A 16,271-nucleotide genomic window follows, 5' to 3' on the forward strand; every position below is an offset into this window, starting at 1 on the left:
ATCAGCAGCCTGCGCAGATCAGTCATTACCCCCCACCTGTCAGTAGCACGCCGGTGTGCGCAGTTGTATCACCGCCAGGCGTTGGCTTTTCGGGCTGATCAGCTTTTTTCTGCTGTTCCCATGCCCATCTGAAAAGCGCCTGAAAAAACTACTGAATTTCAGCTTCGGCTGAGTTGGCTTTTTGCCTGACTACAGGTGGTATTCATGTTTGTCCTTTCGAAAAAATCCGCGCTCGCGGCGGCGTCCACGAGCCTGTTCGTTTTGCTGTGGAGCAGCGGGGCGATCTTCTCCAAATGGGGCCTGGCCCATGCGTCACCCTTTGCCTTTCTGCTGGTTCGCTTCGCCATCGCCCTGTGCGGGTTGGTGCTGCTGGCACCGTTACTCAAGTTGAAACTGCCCAAGGGCGGCAAGCCGATGTTGTATGCGATGGCCACGGGTGTGGTGTTGCTGGGGGCTTATCAGATTTTCTATCTGCTGGCTCTGGACCTGAAAGTCACACCGGGCATGATGGCAACCATCATGGGCGTGCAACCGATTCTCACGGTAGTGATCATGGAGCGGCACCGATCAATAAGCCGGATCTTCGGTCTGGCGCTAGGCTTGGCCGGGTTGATCATGGTGGTCTATCAGGGCATCGGTCTGGCCGGCATGTCTTTGGCGGGCATGCTCTTCGGTTTGCTGGCGCTGGCGAGCATGACCTTCGGCTCGATCATGCAGAAACGCATCACCGATAATCCCCTCGGCACACTGCCGGTGCAGTATCTGGCGGGGTTGTTGCTTTGCGGGATCTTCGTGCCGTTCCAGCCGTTTCACGTCGAACACAGCACAGGATTCATCGTGCCGGTGTTGTGGATGGGGTTGGTGGTATCAGTGCTGGCGACACTGCTGCTGTATCGGCTGATTGCACGAGGCAATCTGGTGAATGTCACTAGCCTGTTTTACCTGGTGCCGGCGGTGACGGCGGTCATGGACTTCCTGATTTTTGGCAACCGCCTGGCGGCATTGAGTATGCTCGGCATGCTGCTGATTATCATTGGTCTGGTGTTCGTCTTCCGTAAAACTGCTTGAGTCAAACAAGGCCCGGAGCATTGCTTCGGGCACCGTTCTCACATTGGATCTTCGTCGTGACACCGATCCATTGTGGGAGCGAGCTTGCTCGCGATGGCATTGTCAGCAGCACTACCGAGCAACTACTTCAACCGGTTTCACCACCGCCGGCTTCAACACCAACCACAACGCCACCGCTATCAACACCCCGCCATAAAGATGCGCCATCGACAACGGCTCATCCAGCAGCAGCGCCCCCCACAACACGCCGAACGGCGGGATCATGAACGTCACGGTCATGGATTTCACCGGGCCAACCGAAGTCAGCAAACGGAAGTAAATAATGTAGGCAAAGGCCGTGCAGACCAAACCCAACCCCAGCAACGACAACCAGACATTCCAGCCGCCCCAGCTCGCCGGTGGCTGGCTGATCACGCTGTAGCCAAACAACGGCAGCAACAACAACGTCGCGCCGAGCATGCTGCCCAGCGCTGAAAGGCGACTGTCGAGGCCGCCGGCATGGTCGAGCCAGCGCCGGGCGAGGAACCCGGCAAAGCCATAGCAGGTGGTGGCCATCAGACACGCGAGTGCGCCCATCAGCAGTTCCAGGTTGAACGCCACTGGCCCGGCCCTGGTGAGGATGCCGACGCCGAACAGGCCGAGAAATACCCCGCCCAACTTGGCGGCGGTGAGTTTTTCATGGAAGAACAGGCCCCCGATCAATACCCCCATCAAAGGCGTGGTTGCGTTGAAAATCGCCGAGTAACCGGCCGGCAGCACTTGGGCGGCCACGGAATAGAGGGTTGCTGGAATCCCGGAGTTGATCATCCCGAGCAGCATCACCGTCTTGAGCTTGCCTTTGAAATCCCAGCTAATGCGCATCAGCCCAAGGATCACCAGCAGCCCGACGGCGGCAATCGACACGCGAAAAAAAGCTGTGGGGATTGTGCCAATCACTGGGGCAATAACGCGCATGAACAGAAAGCTCGCACCCCAAATGGCGGCAAGCGACAACATACGCAGGATATCGACGGGGTTCACAGCACTTTCCTTCCTTGATTGGCGCGCAAGTGTCGCGCCAGTCAGGGCACAAGGCAATGGTTGCGTTGCGTCACACAGGGCCACTAAGCTCAGGCTCCAACGACAAGAACAGCCGCCGAGGTTTTACCTATGCCGCAGCAATGGCCAGCCGCCGACATCGCCCGAATGATCCTCGATGGCTTTGACGATTACCGTGAGCATTTCCGTCAGATCACCGACGGCGCCCGAACCCGCTTCGAGCAGGCCCAGTGGCAGGAAACGCAAGTCGCGTCGGCGGCGCGAATCAACCTCTATGAAGAAAAGGTCGGCGAAACGGTAGGGCGCTTGCATGCGTCGTTCGCGACCGAGGTGCTGATGGATGTCAGCAACTGGCCGCTGGTCAAAAGCGCTTACATCAGCCTGATCGACCTGCGCTTCGACGATGAACTGTCCGAGACCTGGTACAACTCGATTTTCTGCGGCCTGTTCAGCCACGACCTGATCAGCGACGGCTGCATGTTTATCCACACCACGCGGCCGAGCCTGCGCCGGGCCCGGGCCGCGCAAACCCGCACCTACAAGCCGCAGGGGCAGTTGTCGGGCATGCTCACGAGCATCTTTGCCGACTACCGATTCAGCGAAGATTACGCCGATCTGCCCGGCGACCTGCGCCGCCTTGAAGCGCAGTTGCGCGAGAACCTGCCGGACTGGGTCTGCAAGGACCCGGAGCTGAGTGTCGAGCTGTTTTCCTCGGTGCTTTATCGCAACAAGGGTGCGTACCTGGTGGGGCGCATTTACACCCCCGACGAGCAATGGCCGCTGGTGATTCCGCTGCTGCACCGCGAAGGCCGGGGCATCCAGATCGATGCGCTGATCACCGACGAGGCGGAAGTGTCGATCATCTTCTCCTTCACCCGTTCGTACTTCATGGTCGATGTGCCGGTGCCAGCGGAATTCATCGGCTTTCTCAAGCGCATCCTGCCGGGCAAGCACATCGCCGAGCTATACACCTCGATCGGCTTCTACAAGCATGGCAAGTCCGAGTTTTATCGGGCGCTGATCAATCACCTGGCCAACACCGACGATCAGTTCATCATGGCCCCCGGCGTGCGCGGCATGGTCATGAGCGTGTTTACCCTGCCGGGCTTCAACACCGTTTTCAAGATCATCAAAGACCGCTTCTCACCGTCGAAAAACGTCGACCGCGCCACGGTGATCGAGAAGTATCGCCTGGTGAAAAGCGTCGACCGGGTCGGGCGCATGGCCGATACCCAGGAGTTCGCCGACTTCCGTTTTCCCTTGAGCAAGTTCGAGCCGGCATGCCTGGAAGAACTCCTCGAAGTGGCCGCATCCACGGTTTCGGTGGAGGACGATACGGTGCTGATTCGCCACTGCTGGACCGAACGTCGGATGACGCCGTTGAACCTCTATCTGGAACACGCCAACGAGGCGCAGGTTCGCGAGGCGCTGGAGGACTACGGTCTGGCGATCAAGCAACTGGCGGCGGCGAACATTTTCCCCGGCGACATGTTGCTGAAGAATTTTGGCGTCACCCGTCACGGGCGGGTGGTGTTTTACGACTACGACGAGATCTGCTTCCTGACTGAAGCCAACTTCCGCCACATCCCGCAACCGCGTACACCGGAAGACGAAATGGCCTCCGAACCGTGGTACTCGATCGGGCCACTGGATGTATTCCCCGAGGAGTTTCCACCGTTTTTGTTTGCTGATTCGGGGCAACGAAAGTTGTTCGATCAGTTGCACGGTGAGTTGTACAACGCTGATTACTGGAAGAGTTTGCAGGAGGCTATTCGGGCGGGGAAGGTGATTGATGTATTTCCGTATCGGCGCAAGGGTCTCGATAACGAGTAGCCCACCTGAGTGAACACACTGTGGCGAGGGAGCTTGCTCCCGCTGGGTCGCGAAGCGCCCCCAAAACCATTCATCTCGGAGCTTCAGGCAAACCGCGATGACAGGATTACGACTGCTTCGCAGCCGAACGGGAGCAAGCTCCCTCGCCACAAAAGCAGGTTGCATTCGTCGCCATGCGTTCAAATCTGCGACAATCCGCCCCCTGCGCCACTAGACGACTTTTGCGTACCTGATGACTGACGAATCGCCTTCAATCGACAAACTGCTGAAAAACCTCGATCACGCCATGCTCGCCGACCGCCACCGGCTGCGGCGGCAGTTGCTTGAGCTGCGCAAGAAACCTGACGAGGCCAAACTGGCCCAGTGGGTGACGCGCACGCAGGCGTCCTGTGATCAGGTGTTGGCGCGGTGCGCCAGCCTGCCGGTGATTCGTTACGACGACAGCCTGCCAATCGCCGCCAAACGCGACGAAATCAAAGAGGCGCTGCTCAAGCATCAGGTGCTGATCATTGCCGGCGAAACCGGGTCGGGTAAAACCACCCAGTTGCCGAAAATCTGCCTGGAAATCGGCCGCGGCCAGCACGGCTTGATCGGCCACACCCAGCCCCGTCGAATCGCCGCGCGCAGCGTGGCGAGCCGGGTCGCGGAAGAATTGGCGACGCCGTTGGGCGCGCTGGTCGGCTATCAGGTGCGGTTCGAGGATCAGAGCGATTCCAACACCCTGATCAAACTGATGACCGACGGCATCCTGCTGGCGGAAACCCAGAACGACCGCTACCTCGAACGCTACGACACGATCATCGTCGACGAAGCCCACGAACGCAGCCTGAACATCGACTTCCTGCTTGGTTACTTGAAAACCCTGCTGCCGCGTCGTCCGGACCTGAAAGTCATCATTACCTCGGCCACCATCGACCTGGAGCGTTTTTCCAAGCATTTCGATGATGCCCCGATTGTCGAAGTCTCCGGCCGTACCTTCCCGGTGGAAACCTGGTATCGCCCACTGACCCTGGAGCAGGACGAGGAGGGCAACCGTGTCGAGGATGACTTGACCGTGGATCAGGCGATCCTCGCTACCCTCGACGAAATCGCCGCGTTCGAACGCAGTGAGCGCAAGAGTCCCGGCGACGTGTTGGTGTTCCTGCCCGGCGAGCGGGAGATTCGCGACGCCGCCGACATGCTGCGCAAGGCCCAGCTCAAACACACCGAAATTCTGCCGTTGTACGCGCGACTGTCGCCGGCCGAGCAGCAGCGGATTTTCCAGTCGCACCCTGGGCGTCGCGTGGTGCTGGCGACCAACGTCGCCGAAACCTCGCTGACGGTGCCGGGCATTCGTTACGTGATCGACAGCGGCACCGCGCGCATCAGCCGTTACAGCTACCGCGCCAAGGTCCAGCGCCTGCCCATCGAAGCGATTTCCCAGGCCAGCGCCAACCAGCGCAAAGGTCGTTGCGGGCGGGTCGAGCCGGGCATTTGCATCCGCCTCTACAGCGAAGAAGATTTCATCGGCCGCCCGGAATTTACCGACCCGGAAATCCTCCGTACCAACCTCGCAGCAGTCATTCTGCAGATGCTCCATCTGCGCCTCGGCGAGATCACCGATTTCCCGTTTATCGAGCCGCCGGACGGCAAGGCCATCAGCGACGGTTTCAACCTGCTGCAAGAACTCTCGGCGGTGGACCGCAACAGTCAACTGACGCCGCTTGGTCGCCAACTGGCGCGGCTGCCGGTGGACCCGCGCATGGGCCGCATGCTGCTGGAAGCGGCGAAACTGGGCAGCTTGCAGGAAGTGCTGATCGTCGCCAGCGCCATGTCGATTCAGGACCCGCGCGAACGTCCGCCGGAGCGTCAGCAAGCCGCCGATCAGGCTCACGCCCAGTGGAAAGACGTGGACTCGGACTTCGCCGGGCTGGTTAATCTGTGGCGTGGTTTTGAAGAGCAGCGCCAGGCCCTGACCGCCAGTCCGCTGCGCAACTGGTGCCGCAAGAATTTCCTCAATTACCTTCGTCTGCGCGAGTGGCGCGACTCCCATCGTCAGTTGAGCCTGATCTGCCGCGACATGCAGTTGAGCCTCAACAAAGAGCCGGCGGATTACCCGAAACTGCACAAAGCCGTGCTCTCCGGATTGCTCAGCCAGATCGGCCAGAAAACCGAAGACGGTGATTACCTCGGCGCCCGTCAGCGGCGCTTCTGGATTCACCCGTCGTCGGGCCTGGGCAAGAAGCGTCCGCAATGGTTGATGACCGCCGAACTGGTGGAAACCACCAAGCTTTACGCGCGGATGGTCGCCAAGATCGACGCCGACTGGATCGAGCCGCTGGCCGGGCACCTGATCAAGAAAAATCACTTCGAACCCCATTGGGAGAAGAAGCGCGGTCAGGTCGTGGCCTTCGAGCAAATCACCCTGTTCGGGCTGATTGTGGTCGGACGCCGGCCAGTGCATTACGGGCCGATCGACCCGGTGGTGTCTCGTGAGTTTTTTATTCGCGAAGGTCTGGTGCGTGGCGAGATTCAATCCAAAGCCAAGTGTTTGTCTGCCAATGCACAGTTGTTGGAACAGCTCGACGAACTGGAAGCCAAGGCGCGCCGCCGCGACATCCTCGCCGACGAAGAAACCTTGTTCGCCTTCTATGATGCGCGACTGCCAGCAGAGATTCACCAGACCGCGACTTTCGACAGCTGGTACCGGGTCAACAGTCAGAAAGACCCACAGCTGCTGATCATGCGCGAAGAAGACGTGCTGGCTCGCGAAGCCAGCGAAGTCACCGCCGCGCATTACCCGGACACCCTGCACATTGGCGATCTGGAACTGGCGCTGAGTTATCACTTTGAGCCCAACCATCCGCGCGACGGCGTGACCTTGCGCGTGCCGGCGCCGCTGTTGCCAATGCTGCCGCCGGAACGACTGGAATGGCTGGTGCCGGGCGTGATCGAGGCCAAGTGCATTGCGCTGGTGCGCAACCTGCCCAAGGCCCTGCGCAAGAATTTCGTGCCGGTGCCGGACTTCGTCAAAGCCGCGTTGCAGCGCATCACGTTTGCCGAGGGCTCGTTGCCTCAGGCGCTGGGCCGCGAGTTGCTGCGTATGACCGGCGCGCGGGTCAGCGATGAAGCCTGGGCCGAAGCCTCGCAGCAGGTCGAAAGCCATTTGCGGATGAACCTGGAAATCGTTGACGGTCAGGGCAAGTTCCTCGGTGAAGGCCGTGACTTGGCCGAACTGACCGCGCGCTTTGCCGAGGCCAGTCAGGCTGCGTTGGCGGTGCCGCAAACGGCGAAGAGCCAACAACCGGTGGAGCCGAAAGTCTTTGCCGCCGTTGCCGAGAAAACCCAGCAGAAAATCGCCGGGCTATCGATGACGGTGTATCCGGCGCTAGTGGAAGAGGGCGGTATGGTCAAGGAAGGTCGATTCTCGACCCCGGCCGAAGCCGAGTTCCAGCATCGCCGGGCCTTGCAGCGTTTGCTGATGCAGCAATTGGCGGAACCGGCGAAGTTCCTGCGCGGCAAGTTGCCGGGGCTGACCGAGTTGGGCCTGATGTACCGCGACATGGGGCGTGTCGACAGCCTGGTGGAAGACATTCTGCTGGCCAGTCTCGACAGCTGCATTCTCGACGGTGAAGACCCATTGCCACGCGATGGTGCCGGACTGGCGTCGCTGGCTGAGCGTAAACGCGGTGGCTGGACCGAGCACGCCGAACGGTTGGCCAAGCTGACGCTGGAGATTCTCAAGCTGTGGCACGGCTTGCAAAAACGCTTCAAGGGCAAGATCGACCTGGCGCAAGCCGTGGCCTTGAACGACATCAAGCAGCAGCTCAGCCATCTGGTGTATCCGGGGTTCGTGCGTGAAACGCCAATGCCGTGGCTCAAGGAACTGCCGCGTTACCTCAAGGCTGTCGAGCAACGTTTCGAAAAACTCGGCGCTCAGGTGCAGAAAGACCGGGTCTGGAGCGGTGAATTGTCCGGGCTCTGGAGCCAATACCAGACCCGCGCCAACAAACACACCCAGGAAGGCAAGCGCGATCCGCAGCTGGAACTCTATCGTTGGTGGCTGGAGGAATACCGGGTTTCGCTGTTCGCTCAGCAATTGGGGACCAAGGTGCCGATCTCCGACAAACGCCTGAACAAGCAATGGAGCCAGGTCGAGCCTTGATCCTGTGGGAGCCGGTGTGGCGAGGGGGCTTGTCGGAACGCCGCATCGCCCCGTTGGGTGACGAAGCCGCCCCAAACCTGTGGCCCCGGTGTATCAGTTATACCGAGTGCGCTGGTTTTACGACTGCTACGCAGCCGAACGGGGGCAAGCCCCCTCGCCACACCGACTCCCACACGTATGCTGTTGCTCTCGCAAAAGGCGCCAAAAGCCAGCGTTTATGGCAAACTTCGCGCCTATAAACGCCAGTCCCGCGGTTTTGAGCCTTCACGGGCCGGGCGGATCGGAGTAAAGCGATGCCAGGTTTGCGTCCGGAACCTGGAATAGACCCTTTGTGTGTTGGTACGTCGGTGCCAGCGCTTTCTGCCTGAACGGATTAGAGAAACGACCATGCATAATGTCGTCATCAGCGGCACCGGCCTGTATACCCCGGCCAACAGCATTTCCAATGAAGAGCTGGTGCAGTCTTTCAACGCTTACGTCGCGCTGTTCAACGCCGACAACGCCGACGCCATCGCGCGCGGCGAAATCCAGGCATTGACCGAATCCAGCGCAGCGTTTATCGAAAAAGCGTCCGGCATCAAAAGCCGCTTTGTCATGGACAAGGACGGCATTCTCGATCCGCAACGCATGGCACCACGCCTGCCAGAACGTTCCAACGACGAGTGGTCGGTGCTTTGCCAGATGGCCATCGGTGCGGCCGAACAAGCCTTGCAGCGTGCCGGCAAGACCGCCGCTGACATCGATGGCGTGATCGTCGCCTGCTCCAACCTGCAACGCGCCTATCCGGCCATTGCCATCGAAGTTCAGGAAGCGCTGGGCATTCAGGGTTTCGGTTTCGACATGAACGTCGCCTGCTCCTCGGCGACCTTCGGCATCCAGGCTGCGGCCAACAGCGTGCAACTGGGCCAGGCCCGAGCGATCCTGATGGTCAACCCGGAAGTCTGCACCGGTCACCTGAATTTCCGCGACCGTGACAGCCACTTCATCTTCGGCGACGCCGCCACCGCGGTGATCATCGAACGTGCGGATCTCGCGACGTCCAAGTATCAGTTCGATGTAGTCAGCACCAAACTGCTGACCAAGTTCTCCAACAACATCCGCAACAACTTCGGCTTCCTCAACCGCGCCGCGGAAGAGGGCATCGGTGCCCCCGACAAACTGTTCGTCCAGGAAGGCCGCAAGGTGTTCCGCGATGTCTGCCCGATGGTCGCCGAGCTGATCGCCACGCACCTGGAAGAAAACAAGCTCAACGTCAGCGACGTGAAGCGCTTCTGGCTGCACCAGGCCAACCTCAGCATGAACCACCTGATCGTCAAGAAGCTGCTGGGCCGCGAAGCCACCGAAGAAGAAGCCCCGGTGATTCTCGACACCTATGCCAACACCAGTTCCGCCGGTTCGGTGATTTCGTTTCACAAGAATCAGGACGATCTGGTCAGCGGTTCGCTGGCTGTACTCAGCTCGTTCGGCGCTGGCTACTCGATCGGTAGCGTGATTCTGCGCAAGCGCTGAAGCTGTCGCGAGGTGGCATTGTCCCAATGCCATTCTCGGTTAAGGCGCGGAACCTGTGGGAGCGGGCTTGCTCGCGAAGGCGGTGTATCAGGCAACATTCATGTCGACCGACACTCCCTCTTCGCGAGCAAGCCCGCTCCCACAATGGTGTCCGACACTGGAATATCGGTGGTTCTGAAACGAGGTTTGCATGGCCGCAGCTGACGACGCTCTACTACTCGAACGCCTGCTGGCGGGCGAGCAGAGGGCTTTCAAGGAACTGGTCAGCACTTACCAGAGCGCCATGCGCGCGGTGGCCTATGCCATCGTCGGCAACCGACACGTCGACGAGGTAGTACAGGATGCCTGGCTGTCGGTGGTGCGCAATCTCGGCGGGTTTGAGGGGCGTTCGAGCCTCAAGACCTGGCTGCTGACCATCACCGCCAACTCGGCCAAAAGCCGCTACAAGCAAAACCGCCGGGAAGTGCTGCTCGATGACCTGCCGTCGCCTCACGGCACGGTCGATGACGATCGTTTTTCATCGACTGATGGTCATTGGCTGGTGGCGCCGTACGCCTGGCATCAGGACACCCCAGAGGCCCTGTTGACCGAAAACGAGCTGCGCGAATGTCTGGAGCACACGTTGCTCAGCCTGTCGGAACTGCAAAGCAGTGTTTTGCTGTTACGCGAGCGACAGGGGCTGGAGCTGGAGGAGATCTGTAATCTTCTGGAGATCTCGCTCTCCAATGTTCGTGTGCTGCTGCATCGGGCACGGTTGAAGGTCTTTGCGACCGTGGAGCATTTTGAGGAAACCGGCGAATGTTGACCTGCAAAGAACAAGTGGCGCGCTCCAGTGATTATCTCGATGGCCAGTTGAGTTTTCGAGAGCGACTGATGGTGCGGCATCATTTGATGTTCTGCCCTAATTGCCGACGGTTCATTCGGCAGATGCGGTTGATGCAGGCCACCCTGAAGGTGATGCCCGAGCCGCCTGTAGCTGATCTGGATGCGCTGGCTGAACGGCTTGCCAACGAGCATCTGAAGAACAAACCGTAGATTTTCCCGCCCGTAACACACCCCTTCAGCCGCTCTAGCTTGCGGCTTGCAGCTCATCCCTTGGCGCTGCATTTTCGTTATTTCAATTCGAAGTAAAAAAGTTCCCCTGTCATAAAATCTTTATCTATCAGCAACCCGGCTGAAATACCCCGCCTCCAAGATTCCCTCCCAACACAAGCGGGCCAGACCCGCGTGTTTCCAAGCTACAGACCACCAATTAGGGGAACTCTTCGATGATCCGTAAGCACTTCGCCGGTTTTGCCGCCAGCGCACTGGCCATGGCAGTAACCGCCCAGGCTTTCGCTGGCACCGTCACCACTGACGGCGCCGATATCGTAGTCAAAACCAAGGGCGGCCTCGAAGTCGCCACTACCGATAAAGAATTCAGCTTCAAACTCGGCGGTCGCTTGCAGGCTGACTACAGCCAGTTCGATGGCGTCTACACCAGAAACGGCGATACTGCTGACGCGGCCTACATCCGTCGTGGGTTCCTGGAGCTGTCTGGTGTGCTGTACACGGATTGGGCTTACACCATCAACTACGACTTCTCCCACAACAGCGGTGATTCCGACAACGGTTACTTCGACGAAGCGTCGTTGGCCTACAACGGCTTCAAACCGGTCTCGATCAAAGTCGGTCGTTTCGACCCGGATTTCGGCCTGGAAAAAGCCACCAGCTCCAAGTGGGTCACCGCTCCAGAACGCAACATGGCGTACGACATGGTCGATTGGGCCAACAGCCACCAGAATGGTCTGGGCCTGCAAGCCTCCAGCACCTTCGCTGATTCGTTCTACGCTTCCGCCGGCGTGTTCAGCAAAGACACCGACGATACTGATGGCAACAGCGTCAAACAGGTCAACGGCCGCTTTGTATTCGCGCCGATGCATGACGCCGGCAGCGTGCTGCACTTTGGTGTGAACGTGGCGTCCCGTGATGTCTCCGACACGGCCTTCGATTCGCGTTATCGCACCCGCATGGGCATGCGTGGCGTGGAAACCCTCGGCGGCAACGATGCTGGCACCAACGGCAACCGTCCGGTGCTGGGCGGCAGTTCCTCTTCGGCTGCCGGCTCCTATGACCGTGACGACGCTTACGGCCTGGAAGCCGCATTCGCCATGGGCCCGGCCTCGATCCAGGGTGAATACATCGCCCGCAAAACCAAGGCCGATGCCAGCAACCTTGAAGACATCAAGGGGCACGGTTTCTACGTTCAGGGTGCCTACACCCTCACCGGCGAAGCCCGTGGCTATAAAGTCGGCAAGTTCGACGCGATCAAGCCAGCCAACAAGTCCATCGGCGCCTGGGAGCTGTTCTATCGTTACGACAGCCTGACCGTCGAAGACGACAACATCACCACCGCCAGTCTGACCCGCGATGTCGGCGATGCCGAAGCCCAAGTGCACACCCTGGGCGTCAACTGGTACGCCAACGAAGCCGTGAAAATCACTGGCGCCTACCTCAAGGCCAAGACGGACAACGTGACCAATGCCACGGCTGCCAGCGGTACTACCCCGGCACGTCGTACCGGTGATGACAGCGGTGACGGCTTCGTGGTCCGCGCTCAATACGTGTTCTAAATTGCAGTAAACGCTGTACGAGCTCTTTCTTCATCCGTTAATGCTCCTCTCGTTTTAACCCCGCCTTGGCGGGGTTTTTTTTGTTTCGGGTTAGGCAATCAGATAAGCGATACTCGTCCCATCTGTAGAAAATGATGGTTGGGATGCTAATGCCGCTGCAACGTCTGGAAAGTCTGTCCGAAATCGCGCCGCACACCTGGGACGCGCTGGTGCCGGAAACTCAGCCGTTTCTGCGTCATGCCTTTCTGAGCGCGCTGGAAGACAGCGGCAGCCTCGGCCCGCATTCCGGCTGGCAGCCCGAGCATCTGCTGCATGTTGAAGGCGATCGCCTGATCGCCGCGCTGCCCAGTTACCGCAAATGGCATTCCTACGGCGAATATGTGTTCGACCATGCCTGGTGCCGAAGCCTGCGAGCGTGCCGGCATCGACTACTACCCCAAGCTGTTGACGGCGGTGCCGTTCAGCCCGGTCAGCGGGCCGCGATTGTTGGCGGCGACGATCGAGGACGGTTTCGAGCTCCTGCAGAGCCTGCCGGGTTATCTGGAAATCGAAGGACTCTCCAGCGCCCATATCAACTTCACCGATCCATTCACCGACGCGGCATTGGCCGAACAGCCTGGCTGGTTGCAGCGCATTGGCTGTCAGTACCACTGGCAGAATCGCGGTTATCGGGATTTTCAGGACTTCCTCGACGCCCTCAGTTCGCGCAAGCGCAAGCAAATGCGCAAGGAGCGTGAGCAAGTGGCCGGGCAGGGCATCGATTTCGAATGGCTGGAAGGACGACAACTGGATCAGGCGCAGTGGGACTTTGTGTATGCCTGCTACGCCAATACCTACGCGGTGCGTCGGCAAGTGCCGTACCTGACGCGGGAATTTTTCAGTCTGTTGGCCGAGCGCATGCCGGAATCGATTCGTGTGGTTTTGGCTAAACAAGGCTCTCGACCGGTGGCCATGGCCTTCAGTCTGGTCGGTGGCGACAGTTTTTATGGTCGTTACTGGGGCTGCCTGGCGGAGTTCGATCGCCTGCATTTCGAGACCTGTTTCTATCAAGGCATGGATTACGCGATTGCCAACGGCTTTCAACGTTTCGACGCTGGCGCTCAGGGCGAGCACAAGTTGATTCGTGGCTTTGAGCCGGTGATCACCCATTCCTGGCATTACCTGCGCCACCCGGGCTTGAAGTCGGCGGTGAAAGATTTCCTTGAGCGTGAGCGGGTCGGGGTCATGGGGTATGCAGAAGAAGCGAAGACCGCCTTGCCCTACCGACAAGGCTGATCTTCGCGTTATGTCCCTTGTTAGCTGTCCTCTTTACCCAGCCAGCGATAGGTCACGCCGCCGATGACGGCACCCAGAATCGGCGCCAGCCAGAACAGCCACAGTTGTTGAATTGCCCAACCGCCGACAATCAACGCCGGGCCCGTACTGCGAGCCGGGTTGACCGAGGTGTTGGTGACCGGAATCGAGATCAGGTGGATCAGGGTCAGCGCCAGGCCGATGGCGATGGGCGCCAGTCCGGCCGGGGCGCGTTTGTCGGTGGAGCCGAGAATGATCAGGATGAACATGGCGGTCATCACCAGTTCACTGACAAACCCCGCTGCCATCGAGTAGCCGCCTGGCGAGTGTTCGCCGTAGCCATTGGATGCAAGGCCGCTGGCCAGTTCGAAACCGGGTTTGCCGCTGGCGATGAAGTACAGCAGAGCCGCTGCGATGATCCCGCCAATCACTTGGGCGATGATGTAGGCGGGCAGTTCTTTGGCAGGGAATCGTCCGCCGACCACCAGCCCGACCGAAACCGCAGGGTTGAGATGACAGCCCGAAATGTGGCCAATAGCGAAGGCCATCGTCAGCACGGTCAAACCGAATGCCAGGGACACCCCCAGCAAACCGATCCCCACCTCTGGAAACGCCGCCGCCAGGACCGCACTGCCGCACCCCCCTAACACCAACCAGAACGTCCCCACCAATTCTGTAGCCGAGCGTTTGAACAAAGACATAGCGAATTTCCCTGTCGAGATAACACTGTCGTTGTGCATCCAGCAGATGGACTACAGAACCATCTCCAGAACCTTGCCTGAGTACAGCAGGGTTTTAATGAAATTCCAGTGACCATAAAAAACCGCCAGAGCCCGTGCTCAAAGGGTTGTGGCGGTTCGCAGATCCAATGTGGGAGCGGGCTTGCTCGCGAAGGCGGTCTGTCATCCAACATTGATGTTGAATGTAATGGCCCTTTCGCGAGCAAGCCCGCTCCCACATTGAATGGTGGTGTCAGGTGATCAGTAGAGGCTATCGCGCACTCTCACCGGTGCTTCCCGGTCATACGCCTCGGCATCGAACTGTCCATCGTTCAGGCGCTTATGAAACGCCCCGGCGGTCGGCAGGGCAGAGCGTTCGAGGTGTTTCTGCGGGTTCCACAAATCCGAACGCACAATCGCTTTCGAACAGTGGAAATACGCCGCTTCCACCGTCACCAGCATCACCGTGCGCGCCGGTTTGCCGTTGACTGCAAAACTCTCCAGCAACCCGGGATCAGCGCTGATCTGCGCCGTGCCATTGACCCGCAATGTCTCGCCTATCCCCGGAATGATGAACAGCAGCGATACTCGCGAATCGAGCACGACATTGCGCAGCGTGTCGATGCGGTTGTTGCCCGGTCGATCCGGAATCGCCAGCGTGCGTTCATCGACAATCCGCACGAAACCCGGTGTATCGCCACGCGGCGAGCCGTCCATGCCGTCGGGGCCGACCGAGCTGATAATCACCAATGGCGAGGCGCGGACCATCGCCTGATAGTCCTCGTTCAGAAACGGGATCTGCTTGCGCACGGCGCGGTCATGGGGCAGGCCGTAGATCGCTTCCAGCGCTTCGATTGAATTCAACATCGTTCATCCCTCTACGAATCAGAAAACCAGCCCCATCCGCCGCTCGTAACCGATCCGGCCTTTGTACGCTTCGCCGCTGTCGACAAAGCCATATTTGGCATACAGCGCGATGGCCGACTCATTGTCCGCATCCACCGACAACTCCAGCCCTTTGATTTCCGGCCAGGCCTGGCGCGCAACCTCGGGCAGGGCTTGCAGGCAGGCTTTGCCATAGCCTTTGCCCTGTGCGCGGCGATCGACTTGCAGGGCGTGCAGAGTTGCGCTGTGTTCATCGGCCCAGGCCGGCAGCACCGGCGGGCGCTTGAGCAGCAGGAAGGCCACCGGAACATCCTCCACCAGTAGGGCAAAGCCTTTGACGCCAGGGCCAGGCTTGGACAGCAAGGTGTGCAACGCACCATGAATGTCGCCGGAGAATCTGATTTGTTCGGCGTGGATTTCGATCGCCTCGACCTGTTGGCGCTGCAGAGCGTTCAGGCTTTCGTAAGGCACGAGTCGGGCAGTCACTGGAGTGTCCTTTTTCCAACGGAAATGAGCCTCGGATTCTAGCGAATTTGCACCCATGGATTATTTTTATTTCGGTTGTCGATTTGGCTTTTCGCCAGACGACTAAGGGTGTCTTCAACAAAAAAACACGGAGAACCATCATGAATGCTCAGACACAAATCCATAACCTGATCGAGAACTATCGCCAGGCGGTCATCGCCAAGGACGTGGAAAAGGTCATGGCCCTGTACGCCGACGACATCGTCTCCTTCGATGCCGTCAAAGCGCTGCAATTCAAGGGCAAGGCGGCCTACCGTGCGCATTGGCAGGAATGCATGGAGATGTGCCCCGGCCCGCACATTTTCGAGTTCCACGAGATCGACATCGTGCCGTCGCAGGAGATCGCTTTCGCTCACTGGCTGGCGCATTGCGGCGGCACCAATGAAAAGGCTGAAACCCAGGCCTGCTGGATGCGTGTCACCGCGTGTTACCGCCAGGAAGCGGGCCTATGGCAGATCGTCCACGAACACTGGTCGGCACCGTTCGACATGACGAGCGGCGCGGCGATGTTCAATCTGGAACCCTGATGGTCGGTCTGATTCGTCAGGCTGTTTATCGGAAAGCAACGCCAAAGCACCCATCTGCAGCCATAGTTGATCAGTTCGATCAGGGCAGAGCTCCAAGAGATGGAGAGCCCCAAAGAAT

The 16,271-nt window shown here is 59.3% G+C and carries 12 protein-coding genes and 1 pseudogene; 9 read left to right on the forward strand and 4 right to left on the reverse strand.

Annotation, left to right across the window (positions count from 1 at the left end):
• The first annotated feature begins 204 nt into the window (after positions 1-204).
• Positions 205-1,068 carry a DMT family transporter gene (locus tag AB7M29_RS10375; RefSeq protein WP_217856564.1) on the forward strand — a complete coding sequence of 288 codons (864 nt, stop codon included), beginning with the start codon at positions 205-207 and terminating at the stop codon, positions 1,066-1,068.
• 111 nt (positions 1,069-1,179) lie between these two features.
• Here AB7M29_RS10375 and AB7M29_RS10380 read toward each other — a convergent pair whose 3' ends face one another.
• Positions 1,180-2,088, reverse strand: coding sequence for a DMT family transporter (locus tag AB7M29_RS10380; RefSeq protein WP_052966473.1), 909 nt, complete (start codon positions 2,086-2,088; stop codon positions 1,180-1,182).
• A 129-nt stretch (positions 2,089-2,217) separates the two neighbouring features.
• On the opposite strand from AB7M29_RS10380, the gene aceK reads away from it, so the two are divergent.
• The 7 genes and pseudogenes from aceK to AB7M29_RS10415 all read left to right on the forward strand — a co-directional run bounded on the left by aceK (position 2,218) and on the right by AB7M29_RS10415 (position 13,479).
• Positions 2,218-3,939, forward strand: a complete 1,722-nt coding sequence (gene aceK, locus AB7M29_RS10385) for a bifunctional isocitrate dehydrogenase kinase/phosphatase (RefSeq protein ID WP_454246810.1) — start codon at positions 2,218-2,220, stop codon at positions 3,937-3,939.
• A gap of 232 nt (positions 3,940-4,171) precedes the next feature.
• Positions 4,172-8,083, forward strand: a complete 3,912-nt coding sequence (gene hrpA, locus AB7M29_RS10390) for an ATP-dependent RNA helicase HrpA (RefSeq protein WP_454246811.1) — start codon at positions 4,172-4,174, stop codon at positions 8,081-8,083.
• Between the two features lie 387 nt (positions 8,084-8,470).
• Entirely contained in the window at positions 8,471-9,592 is a 1,122-nt protein-coding gene (locus AB7M29_RS10395) for a beta-ketoacyl-ACP synthase III (RefSeq protein WP_052966476.1), read from the forward strand.
• Positions 9,593-9,782: 190 nt separating this feature from the next.
• The gene (locus tag AB7M29_RS10400; protein WP_048394099.1) at positions 9,783-10,397 is read left to right on the forward strand and encodes an RNA polymerase sigma factor; all 615 of its coding nucleotides are present in this window, start codon (positions 9,783-9,785) and stop codon (positions 10,395-10,397) included.
• Positions 10,391-10,627, forward strand: coding sequence for an anti-sigma factor family protein (locus tag AB7M29_RS10405; protein WP_008071928.1), 237 nt, complete (start codon positions 10,391-10,393; stop codon positions 10,625-10,627). The genes AB7M29_RS10400 and AB7M29_RS10405 overlap by 7 nt, the downstream gene beginning before the upstream one ends.
• A gap of 233 nt (positions 10,628-10,860) precedes the next feature.
• On the forward strand, positions 10,861-12,204 hold the full coding sequence (locus tag AB7M29_RS10410; protein ID WP_217856559.1) for an OprO/OprP family phosphate-selective porin: 1,344 nt from the start codon (positions 10,861-10,863) through the stop codon (positions 12,202-12,204).
• A gap of 149 nt (positions 12,205-12,353) precedes the next feature.
• Positions 12,354-13,479 (forward strand): annotated as a pseudogene (locus tag AB7M29_RS10415) (GNAT family N-acetyltransferase).
• A gap of 20 nt (positions 13,480-13,499) precedes the next feature.
• Here the strand turns inward: AB7M29_RS10415 and aqpZ are convergent.
• From aqpZ to AB7M29_RS10430, 3 genes are all read right to left on the reverse strand, one after another.
• On the reverse strand, positions 13,500-14,198 hold the full coding sequence (gene aqpZ, locus AB7M29_RS10420; RefSeq protein ID WP_217856558.1) for an aquaporin Z: 699 nt from the start codon (positions 14,196-14,198) through the stop codon (positions 13,500-13,502).
• A gap of 279 nt (positions 14,199-14,477) precedes the next feature.
• Positions 14,478-15,083, reverse strand: coding sequence for a pyridoxamine 5'-phosphate oxidase family protein (locus AB7M29_RS10425; protein ID WP_217856557.1), 606 nt, complete (start codon positions 15,081-15,083; stop codon positions 14,478-14,480).
• An 18-nt stretch (positions 15,084-15,101) separates the two neighbouring features.
• Positions 15,102-15,587: a GNAT family N-acetyltransferase gene (locus AB7M29_RS10430; protein ID WP_205890170.1), complete on the reverse strand. Its 486-nt coding sequence runs from the start codon at positions 15,585-15,587 to the stop codon at positions 15,102-15,104.
• A 140-nt stretch (positions 15,588-15,727) separates the two neighbouring features.
• Here AB7M29_RS10430 and AB7M29_RS10435 point away from each other — a divergent pair, with 140 nt between their 5' ends.
• The gene (locus AB7M29_RS10435) at positions 15,728-16,153 is read left to right on the forward strand and encodes a YybH family protein (RefSeq protein WP_454246812.1); all 426 of its coding nucleotides are present in this window, start codon (positions 15,728-15,730) and stop codon (positions 16,151-16,153) included.
• The last annotated feature ends 118 nt before the right edge of the window (positions 16,154-16,271 follow it).

This window comes from Pseudomonas sp. F-14 TE3623 (assembly GCF_053629015.1).

What these genes read in the sequence shown, in the direction of transcription:
- AB7M29_RS10375 (WP_217856564.1), top strand. Translation starts at nt 205, where the DNA reads ATGTTTGTCCTTTCGAAAAAATCCGCGCTCGCGGCGGCGTCCACGAGC.
- aqpZ (WP_217856558.1), bottom strand. Translation starts at nt 14,198, where the DNA reads ATGTCTTTGTTCAAACGCTCGGCTACAGAATTGGTGGGGACGTTCTGG.
- AB7M29_RS10435 (WP_454246812.1), top strand. Translation starts at nt 15,728, where the DNA reads ATGAATGCTCAGACACAAATCCATAACCTGATCGAGAACTATCGCCAG.
- AB7M29_RS10425 (WP_217856557.1), bottom strand. Translation starts at nt 15,083, where the DNA reads ATGTTGAATTCAATCGAAGCGCTGGAAGCGATCTACGGCCTGCCCCAT.
- hrpA (WP_454246811.1), top strand. Translation starts at nt 4,172, where the DNA reads ATGACTGACGAATCGCCTTCAATCGACAAACTGCTGAAAAACCTCGAT.
- aceK (WP_454246810.1), top strand. Translation starts at nt 2,218, where the DNA reads ATGCCGCAGCAATGGCCAGCCGCCGACATCGCCCGAATGATCCTCGAT.
- AB7M29_RS10400 (WP_048394099.1), top strand. Translation starts at nt 9,783, where the DNA reads ATGGCCGCAGCTGACGACGCTCTACTACTCGAACGCCTGCTGGCGGGC.
- AB7M29_RS10410 (WP_217856559.1), top strand. Translation starts at nt 10,861, where the DNA reads ATGATCCGTAAGCACTTCGCCGGTTTTGCCGCCAGCGCACTGGCCATG.
- AB7M29_RS10405 (WP_008071928.1), top strand. Translation starts at nt 10,391, where the DNA reads ATGTTGACCTGCAAAGAACAAGTGGCGCGCTCCAGTGATTATCTCGAT.
- AB7M29_RS10395 (WP_052966476.1), top strand. Translation starts at nt 8,471, where the DNA reads ATGCATAATGTCGTCATCAGCGGCACCGGCCTGTATACCCCGGCCAAC.